A 26431-nucleotide genomic window follows, 5' to 3' on the forward strand; every position below is an offset into this window, starting at 1 on the left:
CGCATAGCGAAAATTAAGGCGGAAATCAAAAAACGACCTCTGTCGCATTTGATTTCCGCCTACAAAAATAATTTTATATGAACGATAAAAAGAAACACCGGAAGCGGTGCTTCCTGCATCGCTGTGCGCAAAAATAATGGTTTTTCGGAGAATAACAAGGATTATAGAGGTTGTTTTAAATGAAAGAGCCGTGCATCCTGAAAAGCAGCAGAAAGAAAGTCGTTGCACATTCTACTTATTTTTATTATTTTCGCCTCTCGAAATGATAGACCAAGCCACCATAGACCGTATCCTCGATGCTGCACAGATTGTAGACGTAGTATCCGAATTTGTTACTCTCCGACGCAGGGGGGTAAACTATATCGGACTGTGCCCTTTCCACAACGAAAAGACTCCATCTTTCAGTGTTTCTCCCAGTAAGGGACTCTGCAAATGCTTCAGCTGTGGGAAAGGAGGAAATGTTGTTCATTTCATTATGGAACACGAACAGCTTTCTTATTACGAAGCACTGAAGTGGCTTGCCCGAAAATACAACATCGAAGTCAAGGAACGCGAACTGACTAATGAAGAAAAGCAGGCACAAAGCTTGCGCGAAAGTCTGTTTGTTGTCAACCAGTTTGCTTCGGAATATTTCCAGGATGTTCTTTATAATCACATCGACGGACAGCGTATCGGTATGACCTATTTGCGCGGACGCGGATTCCGTGACGATATTATCAAGAAGTTTCAGTTAGGATATAGCACCGACAGCCCCGATGCATTGGCAAAGGCTGCCATCCAGAAAGGATATAAGGAAGAATTTCTGGTAAAAACGGGACTCTGTTACCGTAAAGACAACGGTTCTTTGCACGACCGGTTCTGGGGACGTGTCATTTTTCCTGTTCATACCTTGTCGGGAAAAGTTGTAGCTTTCGGCGGACGTGTATTAAGCTCCGCCACCAAAAACGTACAGATGAAGTACGTCAATTCTCCCGAATCGGAAATCTATCACAAGAGCCGTGAGCTGTATGGTATTTACTTTGCCAAACAAGCTATTGTGCGGCAAGACCGTTGTTTTCTGGTAGAGGGATATACCGATGTGATTTCTATGCACCAAAGTGGTATAGAAAACGTAGTAGCCTCATCGGGAACAGCATTAACCTCTGAGCAAATCCGGCTTATTCATCGTTTTACAAATAACATCACCGTACTTTACGACGGTGACGGAGCGGGTATTAAGGCTAGTATCCGCGGTATCGACATGCTGTTGGAAGAAGGAATGAACATCAAGGTCTGCCTCCTGCCCGACGGTGATGATCCGGATAGTTTTGCCCGCAAGCATAATGCCACCGACTATCAGGCATATATCAATGACCATGAAGTTGATTTTATCCGCTTTAAGACCAACCTCCTTATGGAAGAAGCGGGTAAAGATCCCATCAAGCGTGCTTCACTGATTTCCAGTATCGTAAAAAGTATTTCGGTTATTCCCGACGCCATTGTACGATCGGTGTACATTCGTGAATGCAGTCAGTTACTGCAAATGGAAGAAAAGATACTGGTAGAAGCTACTGCCAAACTGATAGAGCAGGCCAGAGAAAATAAATTTAAGGAAGAACAACGCAGACAATACCGGGAACGTCAGTTGGCTGCCACTACTCCGAATACTGGTACACCGGCTTCTTCCACTCCTGCTGTTTCTGAAGGCAATGCAACAGCTGGTAATGATATACCATTCACAGCATCGAATGATATTCCACTCCCCCCTCCTCCCGTCGAAGATTCCGGAAATAATGGAATCATCCCCGATTTTCCTCCTGTTGAAACAGGAGAAGGGGCTGTCGTACCTACATCGCTGGGGAATGAAATTCCAGTTGATACATATACGTCATACATTCCGACAGAAGGCAATGAGCAGAAGGTGTTCTATGCCAAGGAGGAAGACTTAATGCGTATGATTGTACGGTACGGAGAGAAAGTAATGTGTTACATGGAAAATGAAAATGGAGAACAACTGCCTCTCACCGTGACCGAATATATATCCGAAGGGCTGAAAGAAGATGAATTGCAATTTCATGTCGCACTTCACCGCCAAATGTTGAAAGAAGCGGAAATGCACATTCATGACGAGAACTTTACCGCAGAACGTTACTTTATCGCACATCCGGTTCCAGAAATAAGTAAAGTAGCTGTCGATCTTGCCAGCGACCGCTATCAACTGAGCAAGTATCACTCAAAAGGACAAAAAATCATCAGCGATGAAGAGCGCTTGCATGAACTGGTTCCACGTTTGCTGCTCGATTTTAAGCTATCCATTGTAGACGAGGAAATGAAACATACGCTTCAAGCACTTGCCAATCCGGAAATAGCCAATGATCCGCAACGCTATATGGAAATCATGCAGCGTTATAAGGAGCTGCACGAAACACAAAGTATCATGGCTCAGCGTGCCGGCGACCGGGTGGTGCTGAAATTATAATCCTCTCTGCCGTCTGCCGGAATCACTTAAAAGAGTTGGTCGCATCAATTCCCAGTTGTCTCAATATAGAAACGATCTCATCGAACTTTTCCACTGGAACCCTTTCTATCGGATAGCAGTGATAAGCAAAATCGGTATCTAGAAACTCTATGAAGGAGATAAATTCATGACTCACAAAAGGTGCTGACGTGAAATTCACCTTCCGAAGGTCCGAATAAGCAAATTTTACAGTTTCATCTTCATCAGGCCGCTGCAAGACCATTTCTCGCGGTTCCAGCGTCAATGCATACTGACAAGAAATACCCTGATAAAGTGTAAATAATGAAAGTCCTACATGCCCTATTCCAATCAATAACACTAAAAGTCCCGCCAGCCACACATGAGGAGTTCCAAAAATCACCAAACATGACCAGAAGAAAACAAACGCCCCAAACAACAACTCAAAAACTCCCCACCTACGACGCGAACGCATACACTTCGGAAACTCATTATAAACATGAACTACGGCCAAGCTATCCACCTGCTTGAGGGAAGTTTCATAATTGGTAAAAGGAATTTGCCGTGCCAACAGATATTGCACAATCCAGGCCGGGTTCAGGCGAGATCCCCTATTCAACCACATACCTTGCAATTGTGCTCCACGTACAAAACCCGACTTCAAAGTAAAGATAAACACACCCAATCCATCCAGACAACGCCAATAAGGTTTGCACTTGCTAGAACGAGGCTTATAGTATTGCATAAACGTGAAACCTGCAATCTCTTCCACATTAACGTGCTTGCGTTTCAACCAGCACTCCACCTTGCGTTCTTTCTCTTCTTCCAGTACCATGATCTTAGATTTCTTTGAGTTATCCTAAATCTGATTATCAGACGATAACAAACTTACAAAAAATTAAAGGACCATGTACTTTACATTTTCCTTTTTTACAGGATTACGAAATAACCGACCAGTTCACATTCTTTTTCCGAAGCTCCTTCAACTGCTGCCATATAATCGCATTTTCCGGACGTTCTCCATTCGGATCGGCATCAAGCAGATGCTCGGCTATTTCACGTACAAACTGTAAGAGCTGTCCGTCGCGGGCAATATCGGCAATTTTCAAATCGAAGGCTACACCACTCTGTTGCGTTCCTTCCAAATCACCCGGACCGCGCAACTTCAAATCGGCCTCTGCAATCTCAAATCCATCATTCGTTTGCACCATGATTTCGATACGTTTACGCGTTTCTTCCGTCAGCTTATATCCGGTAACCAGAATACAATATGACTGGTCCGCTCCTCGTCCTACACGTCCGCGCAACTGATGCAACTGCGACAAGCCGAAACGCTCCGCATTCTCTATCACCATAACCGAGGCATTGGGCACGTTCACCCCCACCTCAATCACCGTAGTAGCTACCATTATCTGAGTTTCATTGGCCAAGAAACGCTGCATCTCCTCATCTTTCTCTGTAGGTTTCATTTTACCATGTACCTTGCTCACCTTATACTCCGGAAACTCTTCACAGATATGCATATACCCGTCTTCCAGGTTCTTGATATCCATCTTCTCGCTTTCCTGAATCAGCGGATAAACAATATATGCCTGCCGGCCTTCCTGTATCTGCTTCCGTATGAAAGCATACATCGAAGCACGACGATTGTCAAACTGATGAACAGTCTGAATGGGTTTTCGCCCCGGAGGAAGTTCGTCGATAACCGAAACATCAAGATCGCCATACAATGTCATGGCAAGTGTACGCGGGATAGGAGTTGCCGTCATAACCAAGACATGAGGCGGACAGGTATTTTTTGCCCACAGCTTGGCACGCTGGGCTACTCCGAAACGATGTTGTTCGTCTATCACCACCAATCCCAAAGACGAAAAGTTGACAGTATCTTCTATTACCGCATGAGTACCGATAAGGATATGTACATCTCCCGTCACCAGATCTTTCAGAATTGTTTCCCGGCGCTTTCCTTTTACTGTTCCGGTAAGCAGCTCCACCCGTACATTCATACCCGCCAGAAAACGACATATCGTTTCATAATGCTGAGTAGCCAGAATTTCTGTAGGAGCCATCATGCAAGCCTGATAGCCGTTGTCCAGCGCAATCAGCATAGTCATCAGGGCAACAAGTGTTTTTCCGCTGCCCACATCTCCTTGCAGCAAGCGGTTCATTTGTCTTCCACTTCCCATATCACGGCGCATCTCCTTTATCACCCGCTTCTGTGCTCCGGTAAGCTGGAAAGGAAGATTCTGCGAATAGAAAGTATTGAATATCTCTCCTACTTTGCCAAATACCAGTCCGCGGAACTTATTTCTCCGTTCTTTGGTATAACGAAGAATATTAAGCTGGACATAAAACAGTTCCTCGAACTTCAAACGGTATTGTGCTCTGCGGAGCAAATCAGGGTTCTGAGGGAAATGAATGTTATACAGCGCATCAGTAAGCGGCATCAGCCGATAATGATCCACTAGTTGCGGACTCAAGGTTTCTTCAATAATCTCCTTCTGAAGCGCCCCGAAAAGATTTTTCATCAGTTTTTCCAGCGCATGCGAATTGAGATTGCTGCGCTTCATCTTTTCGGTCGTATTATAATAAGGCTGAAGCCCCATTGTAGAAAGAGTAAGCTCCTGTGCCGGATCAATATCCGGATGAGCTATATTTATTCGTCCATTGAATACGGTCGGCTTGCCAAAGACAATATATTCTTCATTTGCCTTATATTTCCCCATGATGAATTTCAGTCCCTGAAACCATACCAGATCGACAATACCCGTTCCGTCGGAAAAATGTCCGACCAGACGCCGCTGGCGACCTTCACCCATTGTTTCAAAGCTGAGTACCTTACCTTTTAACTGTATGTAAGGCATATTTCCATCTATTTCATGGATATAATACAGACGACTACGGTCGACATACTTATAAGGGAAATAACACAACAAGTCCCGAAAGGAATAGATATTCAGTTCCTTGTTCAGTATGGCCGCACGCTGCGGGCCCACCCCTTGCAAATATTTTATGTCACGCGTAGATAAATCGAACATTTATTTAAACCAGAACTTCTGCAACTTTCAAGTCGAATGGAGTAGTAAGCTTTATATTTTCACGATTTCCCGGTATTAAGAAGACAGGATGTCCCAAAGCCTCCACTACCGAAGCATCATCTGTAAAAGCGGAAGTATATGTTTGTCCGTAAGCCTGTTTCAGTAACGATGCAGTAAAAACCTGAGGAGTCTGCACCAGTTTATAACAGTCGCGTGGTACAGTCACACTCTTTTCGTCTGCCTCTATCCGACGGACTGTTTCCACTACATCAATAACCGGAATTACAGCTTGGTTTTCTTCAGCAGCAGCATAACAGGCGGCTATCACTTCCTGAGAAACAAAAGGACGTACACCATCGTGCACTCCTACTACACTATTCCTATCATCCACCAAGGCCAGTCCGTTCTTTACAGAATGAAAACGAGTTTCTCCGCCGTTGGCGATACGATGGGGAAGCGTAAATCCATATTCCGCACAAAGGTGCTTCCAGTAGTCCTGCTGGTCTACCGGAAGTACCAATATGATATTTATACATTTATCGTAAGCATAAAAAGCCTCCAGCGTACGCATCAGTACAGGCTTTCCCTTTACCGGGATAAACTGCTTGGGTATATCTCCCCCCATGCGTAAACCTTTACCTCCTGCTACGACAATGATATATTTCTTCATCAGGCAAGCAACATTCCTTTTTTAACTTCCAAAGCTTTTTCTGCTCCTGCATATTTTTCCAGAATAGCAAAAGCAAAAGCCGGAGCAGCACCCGGACCTTTACCCAAGATAAAGTTATCGACAACTTCAACCATATTGCCTGTATATTCTGCACCTTCCAGATATTTGTCGAAGCCCGGATAGCAAGTAGCCTTCTTGCCTTTCAGCAAACCACGCTTGCCATATACCATAGGAGCTGCACAAATAGCAGCAAGAGGTTTACCTGCCGCAGCAAAACTCATAATCAGCTTGTCGAGTCCTGCATGAGCATCCAGATTTGTCGCTCCCGGAAGTCCACCCGGAAGAACAACCATTTCCACATCTTCTTCCTTCAAATCCTCGAACAGCATATCCGCAACGATAGGAACCTGATGTGAGCTGACAACGGTCTTTTCACCTGTTACCGACACAGTTTTTACATTCAGTCCCCCACGACGCATTACATCGAGTGGAAACATGGCTTCCATTTCTTCGAAACCTTCTGCCAAAAAGATACAAATAGTTTTCATAATATGATGAATTTAAATATGCTTATAGTCTTATTTCAACTTAAAGTAATAGGTTATCGTACCACTCTGATTGTTTACACCGTCTACCGAATTGAACCGAGCTCGACGAGCTGCCTCTTCTGCTGCACGACGCAAAGCGGGATTTACCGTATTGGTCCGTTTGTTTATACTCGTGCTGATGACTCTTCCGGCAGGATTTACTGTGATAGTAACCACAACTCTTCCTTCATCTTGTACATTGTATACAGGAACAGGCAACCCTCCAGGTCCCAAAGAACGTCCGTTCAAGTCGAATGTTCCATATCCTCCTACTCCTGAAGTCTTTCCCGTATTTCCATTTCCATCCGGACTACCTTCTATGCCTTGTCCGGAAGTAGCCGAACCTTTACTACCCATTTTAGATCCTTTACCAAATGCCCCGGCAATCTTGTTGGCAGCAGCCTGAGCAGCAGCACGTTCTTCTTCAGCACGCTTTTCGGCTTCAGTTTTTTCCTTGGGTTTGGTTACAACAGGTTTTGTTTCCTGCTTCTTTTTAGGAGTAACTTCTTTTTTAGGTTTTTCTTCTTTCGGCTTTTCCTTTTTTACCTGAATAGAAGGTTCATCATCCTGCGTAATCATAGGCTGTTTCACCTCCGGTTCCGGAGTTACTTCCGGTTCGGGTACAGAAGTTTCCGGCTGCGGCAATACATCAACCTCCGTCATTGTATACGGATCGGCATCTCCCTGAGCCATTTGTGTATTACCAAGCATAACCGGCACACCTCCTTCTTCTTGTATCTCAGGACGAGTAAGTGAGCAAAAGAGCAGCAATAGTACCACAAAGATATGCAGCACTACCGTTCCTATTATTCCGGTTACTTTACTTTTCTTCACTGTATTCTTTTTTAATTCTGTTTGTCAGGGCGGCGAGTAGCCAGAACCATTCTAAAATGATTTTCGTTGGCAATATTCAGGATACGGACAATTTCGCGATACGGAATCGACTCGTCAGCGTAAAGCGCCACATACATTTCCGGTTCCTTCGCAGCACACTCTTGCAAGAACGAAGGAACTTCGTCGAGTGCAAGCGGCATTTCATCCTCATTACCAAACGCCCCGTAATAATTCAAATCCTTATCGATAATTACCCGCGCCATAGGCTTGGCCGAAGTCTGCTCAGAACCCTGCGGAAGCAAGACCTTGATTGCATTCGGCGATACCATCGTAGAGGTAATCATAAAAAATATCAGCAGCAAAAAGATGAGGTCGGTCATCGACGACATACTGAAGGCCGGAGATATTTTCTGTCTTCTTTTCAGTGACATAGGCTTCTTATTTTTCGTTTGGTTCGTTCATCAAGTCCATGAAAGCAATGGTACGAGCTTCCATCTGACTTACAACCTTGTCTACGCGATATACCAGATGATTGTAAGCAAACATGGTAGCAATACCCACAACCAGACCGCCTACAGTAGTAATCATCGCTTCATAGATACCGCTCGAAAGCAGAGTAATATCAATATTGTTTCCGGCATTAGCCATATTCCAGAAAGCACGAACCATACCAGTTACCGTACCCAGGAAACCAAGCATCGGCGCACCGCTGGAAATAGTAGCCATAATAGAAAGTCCGTTTTCCAGTTTTGCAACTTCAATGTTTCCGGTATTCTCGATAGCAGCCTGTACATCGGCAACCGGACGTCCCATACGCATGATACCTTTTTCAATCATACGCGAAGAAGGAGTATTGGTTATACGGCAGTAATTGATTGCCGATTTGATTTCTCCAGTCTTGATATAGTCGCGGATACGATCCATAAACAACGGGTCTTCTTTACCCGCCTTGCGGATAGCTACCGCACGTTCAAAAAAGATATAAAAGGCTATGACAGACATCAGAGCCAGTACAATCATAATCCAACCACCTTTGCAAGCCATGTCCCAAAGGTTCATTTCCGATTCTCCCGATGCAACAGGAGTCAATACGGGATTATTTCCCGTCATGGTGTCGGCAACGGTCTGTGCAGCTGCCAGCAGTGTCATTGTAATCATAATTTAACGAAGGCAATTTTTATATTCTTCAATAGTTTTCTTAAGTCCTAGATAGAGTGCGTCACAAATCAATGCGTGACCGATGGAAACTTCGTCCACCCATGGAATATTTTCATGAAAGTAAGCAAGATTCTCAAGGCTGAGATCATGACCGGCATTCAGTCCCATTCCCAACTTGCGGGTTACCTTTGCAGCCTCAACGAAAGGAGCAATGGCAGCTTCGCGATTCTTTCCATACTGTGATGCATAAGGCTCTGTATAAAGTTCCACACGGTCGGCTCCGGCTTTTGCCGCATACTCTATCATTTCCGTATCAGTTCCTACGAAAATAGAAGTACGTATACCTGCTTCTCCGAAAGTATCCATCAGTTCGGTCAGGAAGGAAAGATTATTTTTAGTATCCCACCCCGAGTTAGAAGTAATCTGGTCGGGAGCGTCGGGAACAAGCGTTACCTGATGCGGTTTTACCTTCAATACCAGGTCAATAAATTCTTTCGAAGGATATCCTTCGATATTAAACTCTGTACGAAGTATGGGACGAAGAGCCAACACGTCCGCATAGCGGATATGCCGTTCATCGGGACGAGGATGAACCGTAATCCCTTCGGCCCCGAAAGCCTCGCAATCCAACGCCACTTTTTCTACATCCGGGTTATTTCCCCCGCGAGCATTACGCAAGGTTGCTACCTTGTTTATATTCACACTTAGCTTAGTCATATTGAATTTATTTTATATCTTTGCGTCTACAACCTGCAAAGTTAACAGGTTTTGCGAGAAACCTGTTAACTTTACGTGACAAAAGATTGATAAAAAAAGCTACAAGATATGCAACGCAACCTCAGATTCGCCCTTTTTGGAAATACTTATCAGGAACATAAGTCGGCACATGTCACCCATTTGCTGGAGATATTGCGTGGCAAAGGAGCCGAAATCTGTATCAGCAACGAGTTTTACGACTTTTTAAAACAGCATACAAAAGCAAACCTCGACGGACTGGAGATATTCAAAGGTTACGACTTTAATGCAGACATGGCACTCAGTATCGGTGGCGACGGAACCTTTCTGCGTGCAGCAAGCCGTGTAGGAAAGAAAGAAATTCCTATCCTGGGCATCAATACCGGACGTCTGGGATTCCTTGCCGATATATCACCCGACCAGATGGAGGAGGCTTTCGATGAAATCTACGAAGGGAAATACCTTGCCGAACCTCGCAGGGTATTGCATCTGACATCCGAAGGATACGTGCTGAAAGGCTATCCCTACGGACTGAACGAAATAGCTATTCTGAAACGTGACAGCTCGTCGATGATTACCATACGGGCTTACATAAACAGTGAGCCACTCTGTTCGTATCAGGCAGACGGCCTGATTATCGCAACCCCCACCGGCTCGACAGGTTATTCACTCAGTGTAGGAGGTCCGATTCTTGTGCCGCAAAGCGGAACTATCAGTCTGACTCCCGTGGCTCCACACAGCCTGAACGTACGCCCGATTGTCATTCGCGACGACTGGGAAATCACACTCGACGTAGAAAGCCGAAGCCACAACTTTCTGGTAGCCGTAGACGGACGCAGTGAAACATGCCGCGAAGGAATCCGCCTGACGGTACGCCGTGCCGATTATTTCGTACGCATCGTAAAACGCTGTCATCACTCTTTCTTCAATACGCTTCGGGAAAAAATGATGTGGGGAGCAGACAGCCGTTTATAGTTCAGGAATACATACTGAAAGCTTCAGAAAAAGGCTTCACAAACTAGCGAAAATGCCCTATTTTTTCGTACAAAGATTGTCGAAGTTTGTACAGATTTTAAAAAAATATCCTGATGTTTTTCCGAAAACATCAGGATATTTTTTTAAAACGTCAGCAAGAATATAATACGTTTCTTACGAGAATATCATTCTTTTATCGAAAAGAAGAATTTATCAATTGATTAACAGTGCATTACAAATACTCAGGCAGCTGACTCAACTTCATGCTGTTTGAACCTTTTATCAGGATATAATATCCCTGAGGCTTATGTATCCGGATATCAGCCAGCACTTCATCTACATGCTGAAAAGTCTGATAGGAATGAGTGGCTGCTGCAAATTCGGGACCAACCAGAACAACACGGTCAAAACCACATTCCTTCAGATAATCTACCACCTTCTGATGTTCTTCCCGACTTGCTTCACCCAATTCCTTCATATCGCCAAGAATCACCATCTTATGCGGAGCTTCTATCTGACGGAAATTCTTCAAGGCAGCCATCATACTGGTCGGGTTGGCATTATATGCATCCACAATCAGTTTATTATCGGCTGTTTCTTTCAGTTGCGACCGGTTATTGTGAGGCAGATACGACGCCAGCGCACTGCTGATATCATCATCAGACACTCCAAAGTAACGTCCGATAGCTGCTGCTGCCAGCATATTATCCAAATTATACGAGCCGATAAGATGTGTATTCACCTCGTGCGATACTCCTTCTGCTGTCCATCGGAAAGACAGGAAAGGTGAACAGCTTATCAGTTCTCCACTGACATACAAACCGGCAGTCTGCCCGTAACGCACACAAGTCAACCCTTCGGCAATGCCATTCAGGTAAGGATTTTCATTCTGGATAAAGATAGTAGCCCCACCTTTAGCCCGCAGAAAATCGTACAACTCTCCTTTCGTGCGGATAACTCCCTCGAAAGATCCGAAACCTTGCAGGTGAGCCTTGCCTACATTTGTTATAATTCCATAATCCGGTTCGGCAATATGTACCAGTGTCTTTATTTCTCCCGGATGGTTCGCACCCATTTCGACAACCGCCATTTCGTGTTCTTTTGTCAGACGAAGCAACGTGAGCGGTACTCCGATGTGATTATTGAAATTACCTTCTGTATATAATGTATTGAACTTCCGGCTCAGCACCGTAGAAATGAGTTCTTTGGTTGTGGTCTTTCCATTCGTACCTGTAATGCCGATAACCGGCGTTTTCAGCTGCCGGCGGTGATAATTAGCCAGTTGTTGCAAAGCCTGCAAACAGTTGTCTACGAGAATTGTACCCTCACCCGCATATTCAGATTCGTCGATTACAGCATAGCGGCAACCCTGCTTCAAAGCCTGTGCGGCAAAAGCATTGCCATTAAAAGTTTCTCCTTTCAGGGCGATGAACATAGAACCCTCAGGACAGTTGCGGCTATCGGTGGTCACCTTACCGCATTCCATAAAACATTTATATAATTCTGCTATTTCCATATTTTCTGTAACAAAATATTCCGGCACAAAGATAACGTAATTTAATTTCCCGCGACTGCGAAAAAACAAATTATTGTGTGTACATTTGCAGCGCTTAAAGACGTATTCATCGGACATGGAAAACAGTATCACGAAACTTATCAATGTAAAGGGACAGTTAATGGACTTATCCTACCCGCAGGTAATGGGTATCCTGAATGTTACTCCCGATTCTTTTTATGCCGGAAGCCGGAAACAGACAGAAACGGAAATTGCAGAACGTACACTTCAAATCGTGTCGGAAGGGGGAAGCATTATCGATGTAGGAGCTTATTCATCACGCTCCAATGCAGAACATATCAGTGCGGAGGAGGAAATGTCTCGTCTGCGTCACGGACTGGAGATTGTATTCCGCGAATGTCCCGATGCCATTGTTTCGGTAGATACGTTCCGGGCAGATGTTGCACGTATGTGTGTAGAAGAGTACGGCGCAGCTATCATCAACGATATAGCAGCGGGCAATATGGATGAAAACATGTTTGCAACCGTAGCCCGGCTCGGTGTCCCCTACATCATGATGCACATGCAGGGAACTCCGCAAAACATGCAGCAGGCTCCACACTATGACAATGTATTGAAAGAAGTATTATATTACTTTTCTGAAAAGGTACAGAAGCTGCGTGACCTGGGAGCCAAGGATATCATCATCGATCCGGGATTCGGATTCGGAAAGACGCTGGAACACAACTACGAGCTACTGGACAAAATGGAAGAATTCCAGATATTCGAACTGCCTGTACTGGTAGGAGTTTCACGCAAGTCGATGATTTACCGCCTGCTGGGAGGAGAACCGGAAGATGCCTTGAACGGAACAAGCGTCGTCAACACAATAGCCCTGATGAAAGGAGCCGACATCCTGCGTGTACACGATGTGCGTGCCGCATCCGAAGCAGTCAAAATAGTTGCCGCCATGAAAAAGTTAACTCCTGTAAGTTTGTAAATATAAAATTATGCCTTTCGATATTTCCATACTTAGCGTCAAAGATATTATCGACATTCTGCTGGTAGCGTTTCTGTTATACAAAACCTACAAGCTGATGAAATCGTCGGGATCAATCAATGTATTTACGGGAATTCTCGTGTTTATCGTCATTTGGGTTATCGTATCGCAAGTGCTGCAAATGCGTCTGCTCGGTTCGATATTCGATAAGCTGGTAAGCGTGGGAGTCATTGCACTGATTGTAATCTTTCAGGATGAAATACGTCACTTCCTGCTCTCGCTTGGTTCACGCCACCGCACAAGCAGTCTGCTTCGCTTTTTTAAGGGAAGTCAGAAGAACGACAACAGCAAAGAGGCCATCATGCCTATTGTCATGGCTTGCCTCAACATGAGTAAAGGAAAAGTGGGCGCACTGATTGTCATCGAAAAGAATTTTCCACTGGATGACATCGCACGTACAGGAGATATCATCGATGCGAACATCAATCAGCGACTGATAGAAAATATTTTTTTCAAAAACAGTCCGCTACACGATGGAGCTATGATTATCAGCAACAAACGTATAAAGGCTGCCGGATGTATTCTTCCGGTATCACATAACCTGAACATTCCGAAAGAGTTGGGGCTAAGACACCGTGCCGCACTGGGAGTTTCTCAGGAAACAGATGCCATGGCAATTATCGTTTCCGAGGAAACCGGAGGTATTTCCATAGCCTATCAGGGTGAGTTCTACCTAAAACTGACGGCTGAGGAACTGGAAAGAATGCTTACGAGTGAAGATGAGCTTTAAGGATTAATCCAACATCAGGCTCATATAGGGATGAAGGTCTTTCAGTACAAGAGCAGTCAGCTCGCTTATTGTGACACAAACATACTCTTTTCCCATCTGATAACCTTGTATCATCTTCCCCGGAGAAACCGTGTAATATCCATTGTTTTCTCCGATAACCTCGTCTCCTTGCAGATGAATACAGAGTTCCTCCCCTTGATAAACAGCAGCATACAACTCAAGGCAAGCAGGAACATTTATTAAGCGTGCCATGCCTAATTCATGCATCTCGTCAGCAAAAGGAAGTATGCATGTCATGGTTTCAGCTTGATAAAAAGCAGCGAGTTGATGTAATGCAACTGTCAGGTCCGCCTCGTCAGACAGAAGTATTTCTTTGACAGAAAGTGTCTTTTCCTGCATCAGGCAAAAGATAAGTCCGGACAAGACATCACCTTTATAAATTGTCCATACATCACCTTTGCTCAAAGCCAGATCAGACAGTACAACATGGAAATCATCAAAGGTGTGCTGTATGCAGCACGACCGCCTGTTCATTTGTTCATTAAAGTATGGATAAATTGTTTCTTCAGGGTTTTTCAACAGATCTATCTTACTCATTTTCAGATATGATACAGAGTTATTAACAGGTTGTTCATAACTGTTGATAACTTTTTTCAGCACACCATAACGGAAACAAGTCGCGTAGCCTGAGCGAGCATAATATCCTTTCAACCAATCTTCGGCAGGAATTAGTGTTGAAAACACGATTCCCTCATCGAACATGGAACGATGTGTTTCCTCAAGCAGGCGACGCATAGCCCCTCTTGCCCGATAATCAGGATGAGTACAAGCACCCGATATATATGAAGCAGCTACCGTCCGGCCACAAAATGTCATCGGATAAGATATCATCTGAAGCGCAGAAATCACCTTACCATCTTCTATTATCGCTTTATTAATCTGGTCGGTATAACGTAAACGGAAATAAAGGTCTACAAATGCTTCATCATCATTGAAGCAAGTTTCCCAAAGTTGCCTGACTTGTTCTTTTACGCTCATTGTAATTCCACGATATATTTTTCAAGAAGAGTTTCTGGATAATAAGACAATTTAGCCTTACGCAGTCCTTCCAGCCCCAGGTCTTCCTCACGGTTGATATAAATGTACTGTTCCGGAATACGATTAGCAAACTCATTGTTAATCATAGCATAGGCTCCTTCTATATCTGTATTTGCTTTCTCTACACAAGTATCGAAAGTTTCATTGTTTATAGGAGCTCCGAAAGTAAATGCTACAATCTCTCCGTTAACATGCAATACTCCTCCTCGCAAATCCAGTTCGTTAATATGCTTCAACGCATCAGTCATCGAACGCCGTTCTGCTATCAGAGCTTCATTCTCTGCACAGTCGTTTGCTTTACACCACATGCTTTCCAGACGCAGACACTCAGGGACGAGTTCGGCTGTCAACTCCTTATATTCATAATTAGGATAAGCTGCTTTAAACCGATTGATATGATTCCGTTTAGGCTGGTACTTTTTTCCACGAAGCGTTGCCAGATCAGAACGAAGATATACATAATCAAAATAATCACGATCGGCTGTAAACGTAAAACGCCCCGGAAAAGCAGCTTCCAGTTCTGCACGCATATAGCTACATACACCCAACAAACGGAAAGGAACACCTTTGCTGCGCGCATCCTCTATCAGCACGTCAACAATTCGATGTACATCGCCTTCACCCACCGGCATCATATATGCCAGTTCATTATCTGCATAAAAACGGAACAACAGAAAGCCGTCCATTTCAGCAATTTCCGTCTGGTACAAAAACCTCCAGCTATACAGATTAGAAAACGACAAATCGCAGTTACGGCGCTTGCTTGTTAAAGTATAACGCTGCACAGTTTCCTTATCTTCCAGTTCTATGGGTCTAAATGGTATCATATTATATTTCTTTTATTTTTCAGGCGTAACCATGCTTAAAAAGAAACGCACCGATATTAAAAAACATCGGCACGCTTCCACGAAACATGCTCGCATTGGATTTTATAATTTAATAGAGCCCCAGCAGATGAAGGATAGTCGGAGTAAGCAAAGCAGTCAAAATACCGTTCAGAGTCAATCCCAGACTGGCATAAGCTCCATACTTTCCACTGACCTCCATAGCACGCGATGTTCCTACCGCATGCGAAGCTGTTCCCATCGAAAGCCCTTGCGCTATAGGACTTCCAACATGTCCTACCTGAAGTACCTTAAAACCACAAATAGCACCAAATAGTCCTACAACAATCACTACCGCTGCAGTAAGAGAAGGTATTCCGCCTACTGCATCCGAAACTTCCATCGCAATCGGAGTCGTCACCGACTTTGGAGCTAACGACATGATAACCTCTGGAGAAGCTCCCAGCAGTTTTGCTATAATAGTAACCGATACTAGTCCGACAAGACAGCCTGCTAATTGAGAAACAATTATCGGCATTAATTGTTTTTTTATCATGCGTAATTGTAGATACAAGGGAACCCCCAGTGCTACAACTGCCGGCTTCAACCAGAACTCAATCAAGGAACCTGCTTCATAATATTTTTCATACGAAACATTTGTCAGTTTCAGAAAACAAATCAGCAAGGCAATCGCTATCAATATCGGATTAAGAATAATCAAACCTGTTTTTTTCTGCAACTGTTTGGAAAGAAAAAAGAATCCAAACGTAATGGCGAGCAAAAAGAATTTACTTTCTAAATATTCCATACTTACGAACCAATTGATGAACCCAACCTGTAACAACTAACACTAATACCGTACTTACTAAAGTAGCAATGACAATAGGCCAGAACTCGGCAGCAATAATGTCAAAATATAACATCAGCGCCACCCCCGAAGGAACGAAGAAAAAGCCCAGATTAGCTACTAAGAAATCGGACAATCCCTGCACCCAGTGCAGTTTTATCCAACCTAACTGTAAAAATAACGTAAGTAAAAGCATGCCAATAATACTCGACGGCAGCTTAATTCCCGTCAGATAAACTATCAGTTCACCTAACGCCAAACATCCAAAAAGGATAGAACATTGACGAATCATACCTATTAATATTATCTTGAAAAACGGACGTAAAGTTACACAATAGGAGAAAACGCTGTATCGAAAGTGGCCTTTTTTATTTCTTCTGCTATTAAACATAAGTTTTTTGCATACTTTAGGAGAAAAAAAACTCGCTTTTGCAAACTAGATATTACAAAAATGCGTATTTTTGCAGTGCGATATATACTTCTTGTTATCGCGCACGATAAAAGAATCACATATAATAAATATATTCATTAAGTCATGGATTTAATTAGTCAAATCGTTGAACGCGCTAAAGCAAACAAACAGCGCATTGTGCTTCCGGAAGGAACTGAAGAACGTACTTTAAAAGCTGCCAATCAGATATTGACAGATGGTGTAGCTGAGCTGATTCTGTTGGGAAATCCCGATGAAATCATGGGTCTGGCAAAAGAATGGGGCTTAGGAAATATCCATAAAGCAACAATCATCGATCCGGAAAACCATCCGAAACAAGAAGAATACGCACATTTGTTATGCGAACTTCGCAAGAAAAAAGGAATGACTATCGAAGAAGCCCGTAAACTGGTTCTCAATCCATTATACTTGGGCTGTTTGATTATCAAAGCGGGCGATGCTGACGGTCAGTTGGCTGGTGCACGCAATACTACCGGCGACGTTCTGCGCCCTGCATTGCAAATTATCAAAACAGCTCCGGGCATTACTTGCGTATCTGGTGCCATGCTGCTTTTGACTCATGCTCCAGAATGTGGTGACAATGGTGTATTGGTAATGGGTGACGTAGCCGTAACTCCTGTTCCAGATGCAAACCAATTGGCTCAAATCGCAATCTGTACAGCACAGACAGCTAAAGCAGTTGCCGGACTTGATCCACGTGTAGCTATGCTGAGCTTCTCAACTAAAGGTTCTGCTAAACATGAAGTTGTAGACAAAGTAGTAGAAGCATTGAAGATTGCTAAAGAAATGGATCCAGCATTGAAGATCGACGGTGAACTGCAAGCAGATGCTGCCCTGGTTCCAAGAGTAGGTGCAAGCAAAGCTCCAGGTTCTGAAATCGCAGGAAAAGCTAACGTATTGGTTGTTCCATGTCTGGAAGTAGGTAACATTTCTTATAAACTGGTTGAACGTTTAGGACACGCTACTGCTGTAGGACCTATCCTGCAAGGTATCGCACGCCCTGTAAACGATTTGTCACGCGGATGCTCTATCGACGACGTTTACAAGATGATCGCTATCACAGCCAACCAGGCTATTGCAGCAAAAGCTCAATAATTAGGAACTTAATTTATACAGCATTGTCATTCAGACGTCATTCAATGCAATCTCGTTCTGAATGACAACTGTTTTTATTTCACATTAATAAAACAATAAAATTCATATATGAAAGTATTAGTACTCAACTGCGGTAGTTCATCAATCAAGTACAAATTGTTCGAAATGACTACCAAAGAAGTCCTCGCACAAGGAGGTATCGAAAAAATCGGTCTGCCAGGCTCTTTCCTGAAGTTGACTTTGCCTAACGGAGAAAAGAAAATCCTTGAAAAGGACGTACCTGAACATACTACAGGTGTACAGTTTATTTTCGACACACTGACTAACGCAGAATACGGCGCAGTAAATAACTTGCACGAAATCAAAGCAGTAGGTCATCGTGTATTGCACGGAGGAACAAAATTCAGCGGTTCTGTATTGATTGACGACGCTGTTATTGCAGCTGTAGAAGAATGCTGCGACTTGGGCCCGTTGCACAACCCAGCAAACCTGAAAGGTATCTATGCTGTACAGAAACTGTTGCCTGAAGTACCACAGGTAGCTGTATTCGATACTGCTTTCCACCAGACTATGCCCGACTATGCATATCTGTATCCGATACCTTACAAATATTTCGAAAAATATGGTATCCGCCGTTATGGTTTCCACGGAACATCTCATCGCTATGTATCAAAACGTGTATGCGAATATCTGGGTATTCCACAAGAAGGTTCCAAGATCATCACTTGCCACATCGGAAACGGTGGTTCTATCGCTGCGGTAAAAGACGGTAAATGTATCGATACTACTATGGGACTGACTCCGCTGGAAGGTCTGATGATGGGTACACGTTGCGGTGATATCGACGGTGGTGCTATCACTTATATCATGAAAAAAGAAGGCCTTACACCTGATGAAATGTCTACTCTGCTGAACAAGAAGAGCGGTGTATTGGGAATGTTCGAAAAATCAAGTGATATGCGTGAACTGGAAGATGCAGTAGCCAGAGGAGAAGAACGTGCCATCCTTACAGAAAACATGTATTTCTACCGCATCACTAAATACATCGGTGCATACGCAGCTGCAATGGACGGTGTAGATGTAATCTTGTTTACTGGTGGTGTTGGTGAAAATCAGGCTACAGCTCGTGCCGGCGTTTGTAAGACACTGGGCTACCTGGGCGTCAAGATCGATCCGGAAAAGAACAAAGTTCGCAGCAAAGAAGCGATCATTTCTACCGACGATTCTAAAGTAAAAGTTGTAGTTATCCCGACAGACGAAGAGCTGATGATTGCAACAGACACAATGGACATACTGAACAGCATGAACAAATAAGGAACAGCATACCTTAAATAGCTTAAAAAAGAGGATATTCCTCATAAGTTTTCTTATCTTTGCAGCGAGCAAAAAAGAAAGACTTATATGGAATGTCTTCTTTTTTTATGCCATCAAAACAACAAGAAACACGCCTCTATTATGAAAAAGAAAATCGTAACCTTTGGTGAAATCATGCTTCGCCTTACTACCCCGGATAACTTACGTATGCAACAAAGCCGTGAGCTCCTGGTCAACTACGGCGGTAGCGAAGCCAATGTAGCCATCTCCATCGCCAACTTTGGAGGAGATGTAGAATATATTACCCGCCTTCCAGATAACGCTCTAGGAGAAACATGTCTGGCCGAATTGCGTTCACACAATATCGGAACACGACATATCCTGATCGGCGGACACCGTCTGGGAACTTATTACATGGAAAAAGCCGCTGCCATGCGTAACTCAAAAGTCATTTACGACCGTGAGGGTTCTGCTTTCTCCGAACTGAAATCTGGAATGATAGACTGGCATGCAGCATTTGCCGGCGCTGCAATTTTCCACTGGTCGGGCATAGATGCAGCACTGACTCCGGGACTTGCAGAGGTATGCAAAGAAGCTATTACCGTTGCCAAGGAAATGGGACTGACCATTTCATACGACATAAACTACCGAAAGAACCTTTGGAATTATGGTAAGAGTGCACAAGAAGTGCTTCGTCCACTGATGGTGAGCAGTGATATCATGTTTGGTAGTGAAGGAGAATATGCTTTGCTGACTGGAATTCCTGCCCCAGGATTTAAGGCAACAAAAAGTGGCGAAACATACGATGTAAAAGCTTACGAAGAGTTTTGTAAGGCAATCAGTCAGCAAATTCCAAATTGCAAATACATATATATTGCCCTGCGTAACGTGATGAGCTCGGAACATCATACCTTTGCCGGAGTGCTTTACTCTAATGGCAGCATGAAATATACACGAGTATTCGATATCGACAACGTTATCGACTGCGTTGGTGTGGGTGATGCATTCTGCGGTGCTATGCTGTATGCACAACATGCTTACGAGGATGAACAGAAACGTGTAGACTTCTCAACCGCAGCTTCTGTTCTGAAAAATACAATTGCCGGCGACTATAACATCGTAAAAGTATCTGAAGTAGAAGGCTTGCTGGCTAAACATGAAAGTGGAGAGGTAGCTCGATAAAGCAACCTTACCCTATATAAAAATAGAAGCCTGCCGGACAATGTCCGGCAGGCTTTTGTTATGTATAAATACACTCTTATCGTACAGAAGTTTCTCCCTCGATATACTGTTCCAAGAACATTGACTCGCCATCGAATACTGCATACGAAAATTCATTAATCCAGTCACCCAGAATCATCATTCGTGATGAACGGCTCAGCATCAGGTCGAGTACGATATGACGATGTCCGTAGATAAAGTAATTAATATCCGGATGTGTCTTCAGATACTCCTTGGTAAATAACACCAAAGGTTCTTTATCTTCACCCATATATTCCGGTTCTTTTCCATCTTTTCGTTTCAGGCGACTATGTTTTGCCCACTCCAGACCAAACTCAATACTCCAGCGAGGATGCAGCATTGAAAACATACGTTGCAACGTTTTACTATGAAACATTGTACGAAGTAGTTTAAACTTACGGTCACCATCACCCAGACCGTCGCCATGAGCCAGGAAAAATTCCTTGCCATAAATCTCGCAAGTCAGCGGTTCACGATGAATCGTAACGCCACACTCCTTTTCCAGATAGTCACCACACCAGATATCATGATTACCGATAAAGAAATGCACCTCTACTCCCATATCGGTCAACTCGGATATTTTTCCCAGAAAACGGGTATATCCTTTCGGAACAACAAGCTTGAATTCGTACCAGAAGTCAAACATGTCGCCCAGCAGATAAACAGCAGCCGCCCGGTTCTTGATACTGTCGAGAAAGCTAACCAGCCGACGTTCCTGCGTACGACTATGCGCTATCGCACGTGAGCCCAGATGGGCATCGGAAAGGAAATACACATTCTTCATTTTGCTATATTTAGAGTTTGAACAATGAATCCAGATACGTATAGAAAGCAGGATCTTCACCTACCACAACCCGGGCTATTTTACCCTGAGGATCTATCACAATTTTTGTAGGAAATCCTTTAACGGCGTACACTACGGTCAAATCTTCCTGTCCCGCATTGCGTACATGCAGCCAGGGAATTTCATGCTCGGCAACAGCAGCCTTCCATTTCTTTTCCGTATCACCGCAGTCTATGCCTACAATCTCCATCCGGTCTTTATACTTTTCGTAAGCCTTCTTCATATCAGGCAGCCCCTTAATGCACCAGCCGCACCAGCTTCCCCAAAAGTCCAGCACCACATATTTGCCTCGCAGCGACGAAAGAGCAAAATCCTTCCCATTGATATCTTTCAGCACAAACTCGGGAGCTTCTTTTCCTTCTTTGATATTTTGAGAAGCAGCCTTACGTGCTTCTGCCTCCTTCAAAGCATCCTGCATGGCAAGATAAAGCGAAGACATCGGCCCCGTCTTTGCCTTTTCGCCCACAAGAGGCAGCAAAACCTTGGCGCGAGCACCCCTCAGACCAGCAAGCAGATACACGGAAACATCACTATCGGGATACTTACGGATGTACTGTTCCTTACAATTGCTTATTTCATCGGCTATCGGTTGATAAATCTGACGCAGCGAGTCAATACGCTGAGGATTCAACTGTCCTTCCTGCTGCATCTTCATGATAACTTCTGTCGTAGCTTCCATCCGCTGTTGAGCAGACTTCCACCCTTCTGCAGCTTCGGCATAATTCTTATGGAATACATTCCCTTCTGCCTGATAATCGTCTATGGAACCTGTCAGCTGAACGGTTTCACCCGGAAAAGCGACTACGCTGACTGTTTTGCGCAACGAAGAAGCCTCACCACTTTTAGGCTTGGCGTAAAAATACATTTCAGCAGGCATATTACCTGTCTCCACTTTATACGTAAAGTGTCCCTGTCGTATGGCTACTGCATCCGTTTTCAGGTTCTCACGCTTCAAATCGGATATGGGAAAATAATCTACAAGCAATGTATCACTGTCTATTCCCGACAGCCTGCCCTCGACTGTTGCTACCTGAGCAGACAAACTTCCGGCAAACAACCCGGCCGTTCCCGCAATCAGAAGCATACGTTTCGTATTCATAGACTCAGTTTATGTTTATCAAAGAAAACCCAGTTCCAGTTTTGCCTCCTCGGTCATCATGTCCTTATCCCATTCAGGTTCGAACACCAGATTAATTTGAGCAGCTTTCACACCTTCTACCGATTCTATTTTCTGGCGGATATCCTCCATAATAAAGTCGGCAGCCGGACAGTTGGGAGCAGTCAGTGTCATGTCAATCACAACCTCACCATCATCCTGCAAGTCTATTTTATATATCAGTCCCAAATCGTATACGTTGACTGGAATCTCCGGATCGTATACGGTTTTCAGCATTTCTACAATACTTTCTTCTACTTTCAGTTTAGTTTCGTTATCCATAAAGCACGCTTTTAGTTACATGTGCAAATGTAATAAAAAAATGGAATAACGAAAATACACTCATATCCTTCCCTCATCGCAATAGCTATAATAGCCGCCATCGGTTATTACCAGATGATCGAGCAAGCGGATATTCATCACCTCGGCTGCCCGCCTCAACGCTTCTGTCAGACGGTCGTCATCGCGGCTGGGCGATGTGTTTCCAGAAGGGTGATTATGGCAAAGTACCATGGATACCGCCCGTTTGAGCAGAGCCTCACGCAAAATACAACGGACATCCACCTGTGTGGAAGCAAGTCCGCCACGACTGATACAAATACGGTCTATGATTTTCGATGACTGATTGAGCAACAGCACCCAGCACTCCTCCACCGGAAGGTCGCACATCAACGGATAAAACACCTCATATATATCTTTGGAGCATCTGATTTGTTTTCTTTCCAACGGCTCCTCCTCCAGCCGCCGTCTGCCTATTTCCGAAGCTGCCAGAATAGTAATCGCCTTTGCCGGACCTATTCCCTTATAGCGGCAAAGTTCATCGATAGTTGTCTTCCCCAGTTCACTCAGACTGTTACGATAGTCGCCGAGCACCTTTCGCATCAGCTCCACCGCAGAATCTTCCGTATTTCCTGAACCTATCAGAATAGCCAGCAGTTCGGCATTCGACAAAGCAGCAGCGCCGTGCTGCATCATTTTTTCACGCGGGCGGTCCTCCTCCGCCCATTGGTTGATTGTCAGTTTATTATTACCCATTTACTCATAAAAGTTCTTCTCGAAGGCGGAAAAGGCTCCTTTACCCCGCACACAGCGTTTCCACCATGCCGACAAGAAACCGGTTCCATAACCTGTCAACTGTATAAACGCAGCAACGACAGATAATATACCGATATACAAACTTTTATTTTGTATGGAAGAATCAACAAATATAATCAGAGCGAACAGTGCAAGCAACAAGAGTGCCCACGGACATATCAGCGAAGCAAGCAGCACCAGCACTACCCCTACCGTAAATGCAGCAGGAAGCATGTGCACCAGTTTCAGCGATTCTGGATATTTTTTATATAAATTGATACGTGCGATACCCGAATTATGTACCTGCTTGAAGAACTTCTTCAGATCAGTACGGCGTTTATGCCACACCCATGCTTCAGGAAACAGGCGGCAACGACATCCGGCCTTGAATATCCGGATACTGAAATCGATGTCTTCGCCGAAACGCATTTTCGAAAAACCTCCCAACTTGCGATATACATCGGCACGTACTCCCATATTGAAACTTCTGGGATAAAACTTATCCATTTTCTTTTTCCCGCCACGAATACCTCCTGTAGTAAAGAAAGAGGTCATGGCATAATTTATCGCTTTCTGTGTAGCCGAGAAAGAATCGTGTGCACGGTCTGGTCCTCCAAAAGCGTCGGCAGGCTCACGTTTCAACTCTTCATCGACAGCAGCAAGATACCCCGGAGGTAATACACAATCCGAATCCAAGATCAACAGATATTCTCCCCGACTGCGTTCTGCTCCAAAGTTACGCGTCTGCCCCGGTCCTGAATTCGGCTTATTATAATAATGTACATCCAGCAGTGTACGGTATTTCTCTACCACATCTTCACAGGGTACAGACGAACCATCTTCTATAACCAATACTTCAAAATCACCAAGGGTTTGCTTCGTAAGACTTTGCAGCAATTCATCCACCTCATCCGGACGGTTGTAAACGGGAACGATAAAAGAATATCTCATAATCTGTATTTTCGGTTTCTGTTACAAATATACGTCTTTCTTTAAAGTATATTTTAATTTATAGAAGTTTATTCAACATTTCCCATTCATTACAAGAACATCCCCAAAAAACATCAGCATATTTCATTTATCTTTTGTACAAAAAATAAAAAACATCGAGATATTTTCCCGATAAATTCAGCAAATAATTGACAAAGCCTCGTCATGAGTTTTTTTGTAACAAATATCTCGCTTTACGACAAGGATTTTCCTAACTCGGATACACAAAAAAAGATTTTTTTTCATTCTTTCTGTTACAAAAGATATAGCTTTACGTTTAACTTTTTGAAAACAATTCGTACGACCCGATATAAAAGCATGAGTAAAGAAACACTGACATCGACTTTCACTGAACTGAGAAAAGGTTTTCTCAGGCTAGCCATGCGCTTCCTGCCGAATAAGGAAGATGCTGACGATGCTCTTCAGGAGGCTTTCTTCCGCCTGTGGAAACATGCTGACCAGATCGGTTCACGAGAAGAAGCTGAAGCGCTTACGGTAGTAACGGTAAAAAACCTGTGTATCGACACATTACGCAGACGGAATCACCTGCCTACCGTAGAGCTGGACGAGAACCGGGATGAATCTATTTCCGATTCTACGGCTGAGAGTATGGAGAAAGAAGAGCGTTTCCGTATAGTGGAACGCATTATCGAACTCAGACTGACTCCACTCCAGCAACAGATTCTGCACATGAAAGAATACGAAGGGAAAAAATACAATGAGATAGCCGATATACTGGGCATGCAGGAACCGGCAGTACGCATGCAACTTTCGAGAGCAAGAAAAGAAATCAGAGAATGTTACCTAAAACAAATGGAACGATGAAAGAATACGAACGGACTTTTCAACAGTGGAAAGAGTTGGCAGAACGCTACTTCGAAGCAGAAACTACCGAGACCGAAGAAGAAGCGCTGGCACGCTTTCTGGCCACTCCTGCCGCACAAGGCAAGGAGTTCGACGAACTTCGTGCCGTAATGGGATACACCGCTACCGGACGTGCCATATACCACAAGCATCGTACACATAGCGTGCGACTGAGGTATTATGCAGCAGCCGCAGCAATAACCGGCATTATCGCACTGACAGCTGCCTGGCAACTGTCGGAAAGAACGAACGTATGTGTAGCTTATATCAATGGCGAACGTTGCACAAACAAGGAAATCGTTCTTTCGGAAGCAATGAAATCAATAGAAAAAGTAAAGCATGCTTCACCGCAGGAAACAGTACAAGAGCAACTGTCTGATATATTCCAGACACTCGAGGCAGGCGAATCCGTATCAGTTGACAATCAAAAAGAATGAAATATATGATAAGACGATGGATTATACTAGGAATAACCATGCTGGCTGTGCTACCTCTATGGGCACAGAAAGGCATGCATGTGGAAGCCTTGTTCGACAGCCGTTTCAAGCAGGATAAGCGGGCGGTAGAAGTTCTTATCAAAGGGAAGGAACTGAAAAAATATCATCTGACCCTTTTCCGCAGCCTGACAGTAACCGACGCTCCGACACTATCCAAAGAAATAGAGGCACTCGTCAGTCAGGATGCAGAAACAGCTGTCGATAAGGAGGTAGGGAAAGTTGGCACACGGCTATATTACGGTTTTTTCTGCTTTCCACCCAAAAACGAAAGTTACCGCTACTTGTTTTACCGGAACACTTCGGTAGTTCCTAACAGCAACAAGAAGCCGGAAGTAACTGTTGTATATATGGAAGGACAGGTAACACTGGAAGAGTTGAAACAGATGTTCAAATAAGAT

Annotated in this window: 28 protein-coding genes; 10 read left to right on the forward strand and 18 right to left on the reverse strand. The window is 44.1% G+C overall.

Going from position 1 to position 26431, the window contains the following annotated elements:
• Positions 1-262: 262 nt before the first annotated feature.
• Entirely contained in the window at positions 263-2458 is a 2196-nt protein-coding gene (dnaG, locus tag ACDG22_RS00710; RefSeq protein ID WP_177593118.1) for a DNA primase, read from the forward strand.
• A gap of 22 nt (positions 2459-2480) precedes the next feature.
• Here dnaG and ACDG22_RS00715 read toward each other — a convergent pair whose 3' ends face one another.
• The 8 genes from ACDG22_RS00715 to ACDG22_RS00750 form a co-directional block, all read right to left on the reverse strand.
• Positions 2481-3290, reverse strand: coding sequence for a hypothetical protein (locus tag ACDG22_RS00715; RefSeq protein ID WP_370858753.1), 810 nt, complete (start codon positions 3288-3290; stop codon positions 2481-2483).
• A 103-nt stretch (positions 3291-3393) separates the two neighbouring features.
• Positions 3394-5493: an ATP-dependent DNA helicase RecG gene (gene recG, locus ACDG22_RS00720; RefSeq protein WP_302559376.1), complete on the reverse strand. Its 2100-nt coding sequence runs from the start codon at positions 5491-5493 to the stop codon at positions 3394-3396.
• 4 nt (positions 5494-5497) lie between these two features.
• Complete coding sequence (locus ACDG22_RS00725) at positions 5498-6163, reverse strand: 2-C-methyl-D-erythritol 4-phosphate cytidylyltransferase (protein ID WP_302559377.1); 666 nt, start codon at positions 6161-6163, stop codon at positions 5498-5500.
• Positions 6163-6711, reverse strand: a complete 549-nt coding sequence (locus ACDG22_RS00730; protein WP_007571191.1) for a DJ-1 family glyoxalase III — start codon at positions 6709-6711, stop codon at positions 6163-6165. Before ACDG22_RS00730 ends, ACDG22_RS00725 begins: the two co-directional genes overlap by 1 nt.
• 30 nt (positions 6712-6741) lie before the next feature.
• Positions 6742-7584: a TonB family protein gene (locus tag ACDG22_RS00735; protein WP_270243374.1), complete on the reverse strand. Its 843-nt coding sequence runs from the start codon at positions 7582-7584 to the stop codon at positions 6742-6744.
• 11 nt (positions 7585-7595) lie between these two features.
• Positions 7596-8015 (reverse strand): ExbD/TolR family protein, encoded by a 420-nt coding sequence (locus tag ACDG22_RS00740; protein ID WP_083779597.1) that lies wholly within the window; start codon positions 8013-8015, stop codon positions 7596-7598.
• Positions 8016-8022: 7 nt separating this feature from the next.
• A complete protein-coding gene (locus tag ACDG22_RS00745) occupies positions 8023-8742 on the reverse strand; it encodes a MotA/TolQ/ExbB proton channel family protein (RefSeq protein WP_270212287.1) in 720 nt (239 codons plus the stop codon).
• Between the two features lie 3 nt (positions 8743-8745).
• Positions 8746-9459, reverse strand: coding sequence for a pyridoxine 5'-phosphate synthase (locus tag ACDG22_RS00750; protein WP_007571195.1), 714 nt, complete (start codon positions 9457-9459; stop codon positions 8746-8748).
• A 108-nt stretch (positions 9460-9567) separates the two neighbouring features.
• Between ACDG22_RS00750 and ACDG22_RS00755 the strand changes: the two genes are divergently transcribed.
• Entirely contained in the window at positions 9568-10452 is an 885-nt protein-coding gene (locus ACDG22_RS00755) for an NAD kinase (RefSeq protein WP_022125956.1), read from the forward strand.
• 232 nt (positions 10453-10684) lie between these two features.
• Here the strand turns inward: ACDG22_RS00755 and ACDG22_RS00760 are convergent, their stop codons facing one another.
• Entirely contained in the window at positions 10685-11968 is a 1284-nt protein-coding gene (locus ACDG22_RS00760; RefSeq protein WP_270212286.1) for a UDP-N-acetylmuramoyl-tripeptide--D-alanyl-D-alanine ligase, read from the reverse strand.
• A 115-nt stretch (positions 11969-12083) separates the two neighbouring features.
• Here ACDG22_RS00760 and folP point away from each other — a divergent pair, with 115 nt between their 5' ends.
• Both folP and cdaA read left to right on the forward strand, forming a co-directional pair.
• Positions 12084-12947 carry a dihydropteroate synthase gene (gene folP, locus ACDG22_RS00765; RefSeq protein ID WP_278677035.1) on the forward strand — a complete coding sequence of 288 codons (864 nt, stop codon included), beginning with the start codon at positions 12084-12086 and terminating at the stop codon, positions 12945-12947.
• A 10-nt stretch (positions 12948-12957) separates the two neighbouring features.
• Positions 12958-13737: a diadenylate cyclase CdaA gene (cdaA, locus tag ACDG22_RS00770; RefSeq protein ID WP_007571204.1), complete on the forward strand. Its 780-nt coding sequence runs from the start codon at positions 12958-12960 to the stop codon at positions 13735-13737.
• 3 nt (positions 13738-13740) lie between these two features.
• Here the strand turns inward: cdaA and ACDG22_RS00775 are convergent, their stop codons facing one another.
• From ACDG22_RS00775 to ACDG22_RS00790, 4 genes are all read right to left on the reverse strand, one after another.
• Positions 13741-14775, reverse strand: a complete 1035-nt coding sequence (locus ACDG22_RS00775) for a GNAT family N-acetyltransferase (protein WP_007571206.1) — start codon at positions 14773-14775, stop codon at positions 13741-13743.
• Complete coding sequence (locus tag ACDG22_RS00780; protein WP_007571208.1) at positions 14772-15662, reverse strand: DUF2156 domain-containing protein; 891 nt, start codon at positions 15660-15662, stop codon at positions 14772-14774. Before ACDG22_RS00780 ends, ACDG22_RS00775 begins: the two co-directional genes overlap by 4 nt.
• Before the next feature lie 109 nt (positions 15663-15771).
• Positions 15772-16467, reverse strand: a complete 696-nt coding sequence (locus tag ACDG22_RS00785; RefSeq protein ID WP_007571209.1) for an LrgB family protein — start codon at positions 16465-16467, stop codon at positions 15772-15774.
• Positions 16448-16798 (reverse strand): CidA/LrgA family protein, encoded by a 351-nt coding sequence (locus tag ACDG22_RS00790; RefSeq protein WP_007571210.1) that lies wholly within the window; start codon positions 16796-16798, stop codon positions 16448-16450. The genes ACDG22_RS00785 and ACDG22_RS00790 overlap by 20 nt, the downstream gene beginning before the upstream one ends.
• Before the next feature lie 243 nt (positions 16799-17041).
• Here ACDG22_RS00790 and pta point away from each other — a divergent pair, with 243 nt between their 5' ends.
• The 3 genes from pta (at position 17042) to ACDG22_RS00805 (ending at position 20548) form a co-directional block, all read left to right on the forward strand.
• Positions 17042-18052: a phosphate acetyltransferase gene (gene pta, locus ACDG22_RS00795; RefSeq protein WP_270212285.1), complete on the forward strand. Its 1011-nt coding sequence runs from the start codon at positions 17042-17044 to the stop codon at positions 18050-18052.
• Positions 18053-18160: 108 nt separating this feature from the next.
• Positions 18161-19366 carry an acetate kinase gene (locus ACDG22_RS00800; protein WP_007571213.1) on the forward strand — a complete coding sequence of 402 codons (1206 nt, stop codon included), beginning with the start codon at positions 18161-18163 and terminating at the stop codon, positions 19364-19366.
• Positions 19367-19507: 141 nt separating this feature from the next.
• Complete coding sequence (locus tag ACDG22_RS00805; protein WP_270230515.1) at positions 19508-20548, forward strand: sugar kinase; 1041 nt, start codon at positions 19508-19510, stop codon at positions 20546-20548.
• Positions 20549-20624: 76 nt separating this feature from the next.
• Here the strand turns inward: ACDG22_RS00805 and ACDG22_RS00810 are convergent, their stop codons facing one another.
• Genes ACDG22_RS00810 through ACDG22_RS00830 form a run of 5 tightly spaced genes read right to left on the reverse strand, consistent with a single transcriptional unit; the run spans position 20625 to position 24633 of the window.
• Entirely contained in the window at positions 20625-21392 is a 768-nt protein-coding gene (locus ACDG22_RS00810) for a UDP-2,3-diacylglucosamine diphosphatase (protein ID WP_022125948.1), read from the reverse strand.
• Between the two features lie 10 nt (positions 21393-21402).
• Positions 21403-22551 carry a TlpA family protein disulfide reductase gene (locus tag ACDG22_RS00815; RefSeq protein ID WP_270230514.1) on the reverse strand — a complete coding sequence of 383 codons (1149 nt, stop codon included), beginning with the start codon at positions 22549-22551 and terminating at the stop codon, positions 21403-21405.
• Positions 22552-22569: 18 nt separating this feature from the next.
• The gene (locus ACDG22_RS00820; protein WP_007571218.1) at positions 22570-22890 is read right to left on the reverse strand and encodes a metal-sulfur cluster assembly factor; all 321 of its coding nucleotides are present in this window, start codon (positions 22888-22890) and stop codon (positions 22570-22572) included.
• Between the two features lie 60 nt (positions 22891-22950).
• A complete protein-coding gene (gene radC / locus ACDG22_RS00825; RefSeq protein WP_007571219.1) occupies positions 22951-23643 on the reverse strand; it encodes a RadC family protein in 693 nt (230 codons plus the stop codon).
• The gene (locus ACDG22_RS00830) at positions 23644-24633 is read right to left on the reverse strand and encodes a glycosyltransferase (protein ID WP_007571220.1); all 990 of its coding nucleotides are present in this window, start codon (positions 24631-24633) and stop codon (positions 23644-23646) included.
• A gap of 357 nt (positions 24634-24990) precedes the next feature.
• Here ACDG22_RS00830 and ACDG22_RS00835 point away from each other — a divergent pair, with 357 nt between their 5' ends.
• Genes ACDG22_RS00835 through ACDG22_RS00845 form a run of 3 tightly spaced genes read left to right on the forward strand, consistent with a single transcriptional unit; the run spans position 24991 to position 26428 of the window.
• On the forward strand, positions 24991-25497 hold the full coding sequence (locus ACDG22_RS00835; RefSeq protein ID WP_022125946.1) for an RNA polymerase sigma factor: 507 nt from the start codon (positions 24991-24993) through the stop codon (positions 25495-25497).
• Positions 25470-25973, forward strand: a complete 504-nt coding sequence (locus ACDG22_RS00840) for a hypothetical protein (protein WP_227994693.1) — start codon at positions 25470-25472, stop codon at positions 25971-25973. Before ACDG22_RS00835 ends, ACDG22_RS00840 begins: the two co-directional genes overlap by 28 nt.
• A 5-nt stretch (positions 25974-25978) precedes the next feature.
• The gene (locus ACDG22_RS00845) at positions 25979-26428 is read left to right on the forward strand and encodes a DUF6108 family protein (protein WP_022125945.1); all 450 of its coding nucleotides are present in this window, start codon (positions 25979-25981) and stop codon (positions 26426-26428) included.
• The last annotated feature ends 3 nt before the right edge of the window (positions 26429-26431 follow it).

This window comes from Phocaeicola coprocola, assembly GCF_041333015.1.
Taxonomy (GTDB): domain Bacteria; phylum Bacteroidota; class Bacteroidia; order Bacteroidales; family Bacteroidaceae; genus Phocaeicola; species Phocaeicola coprocola.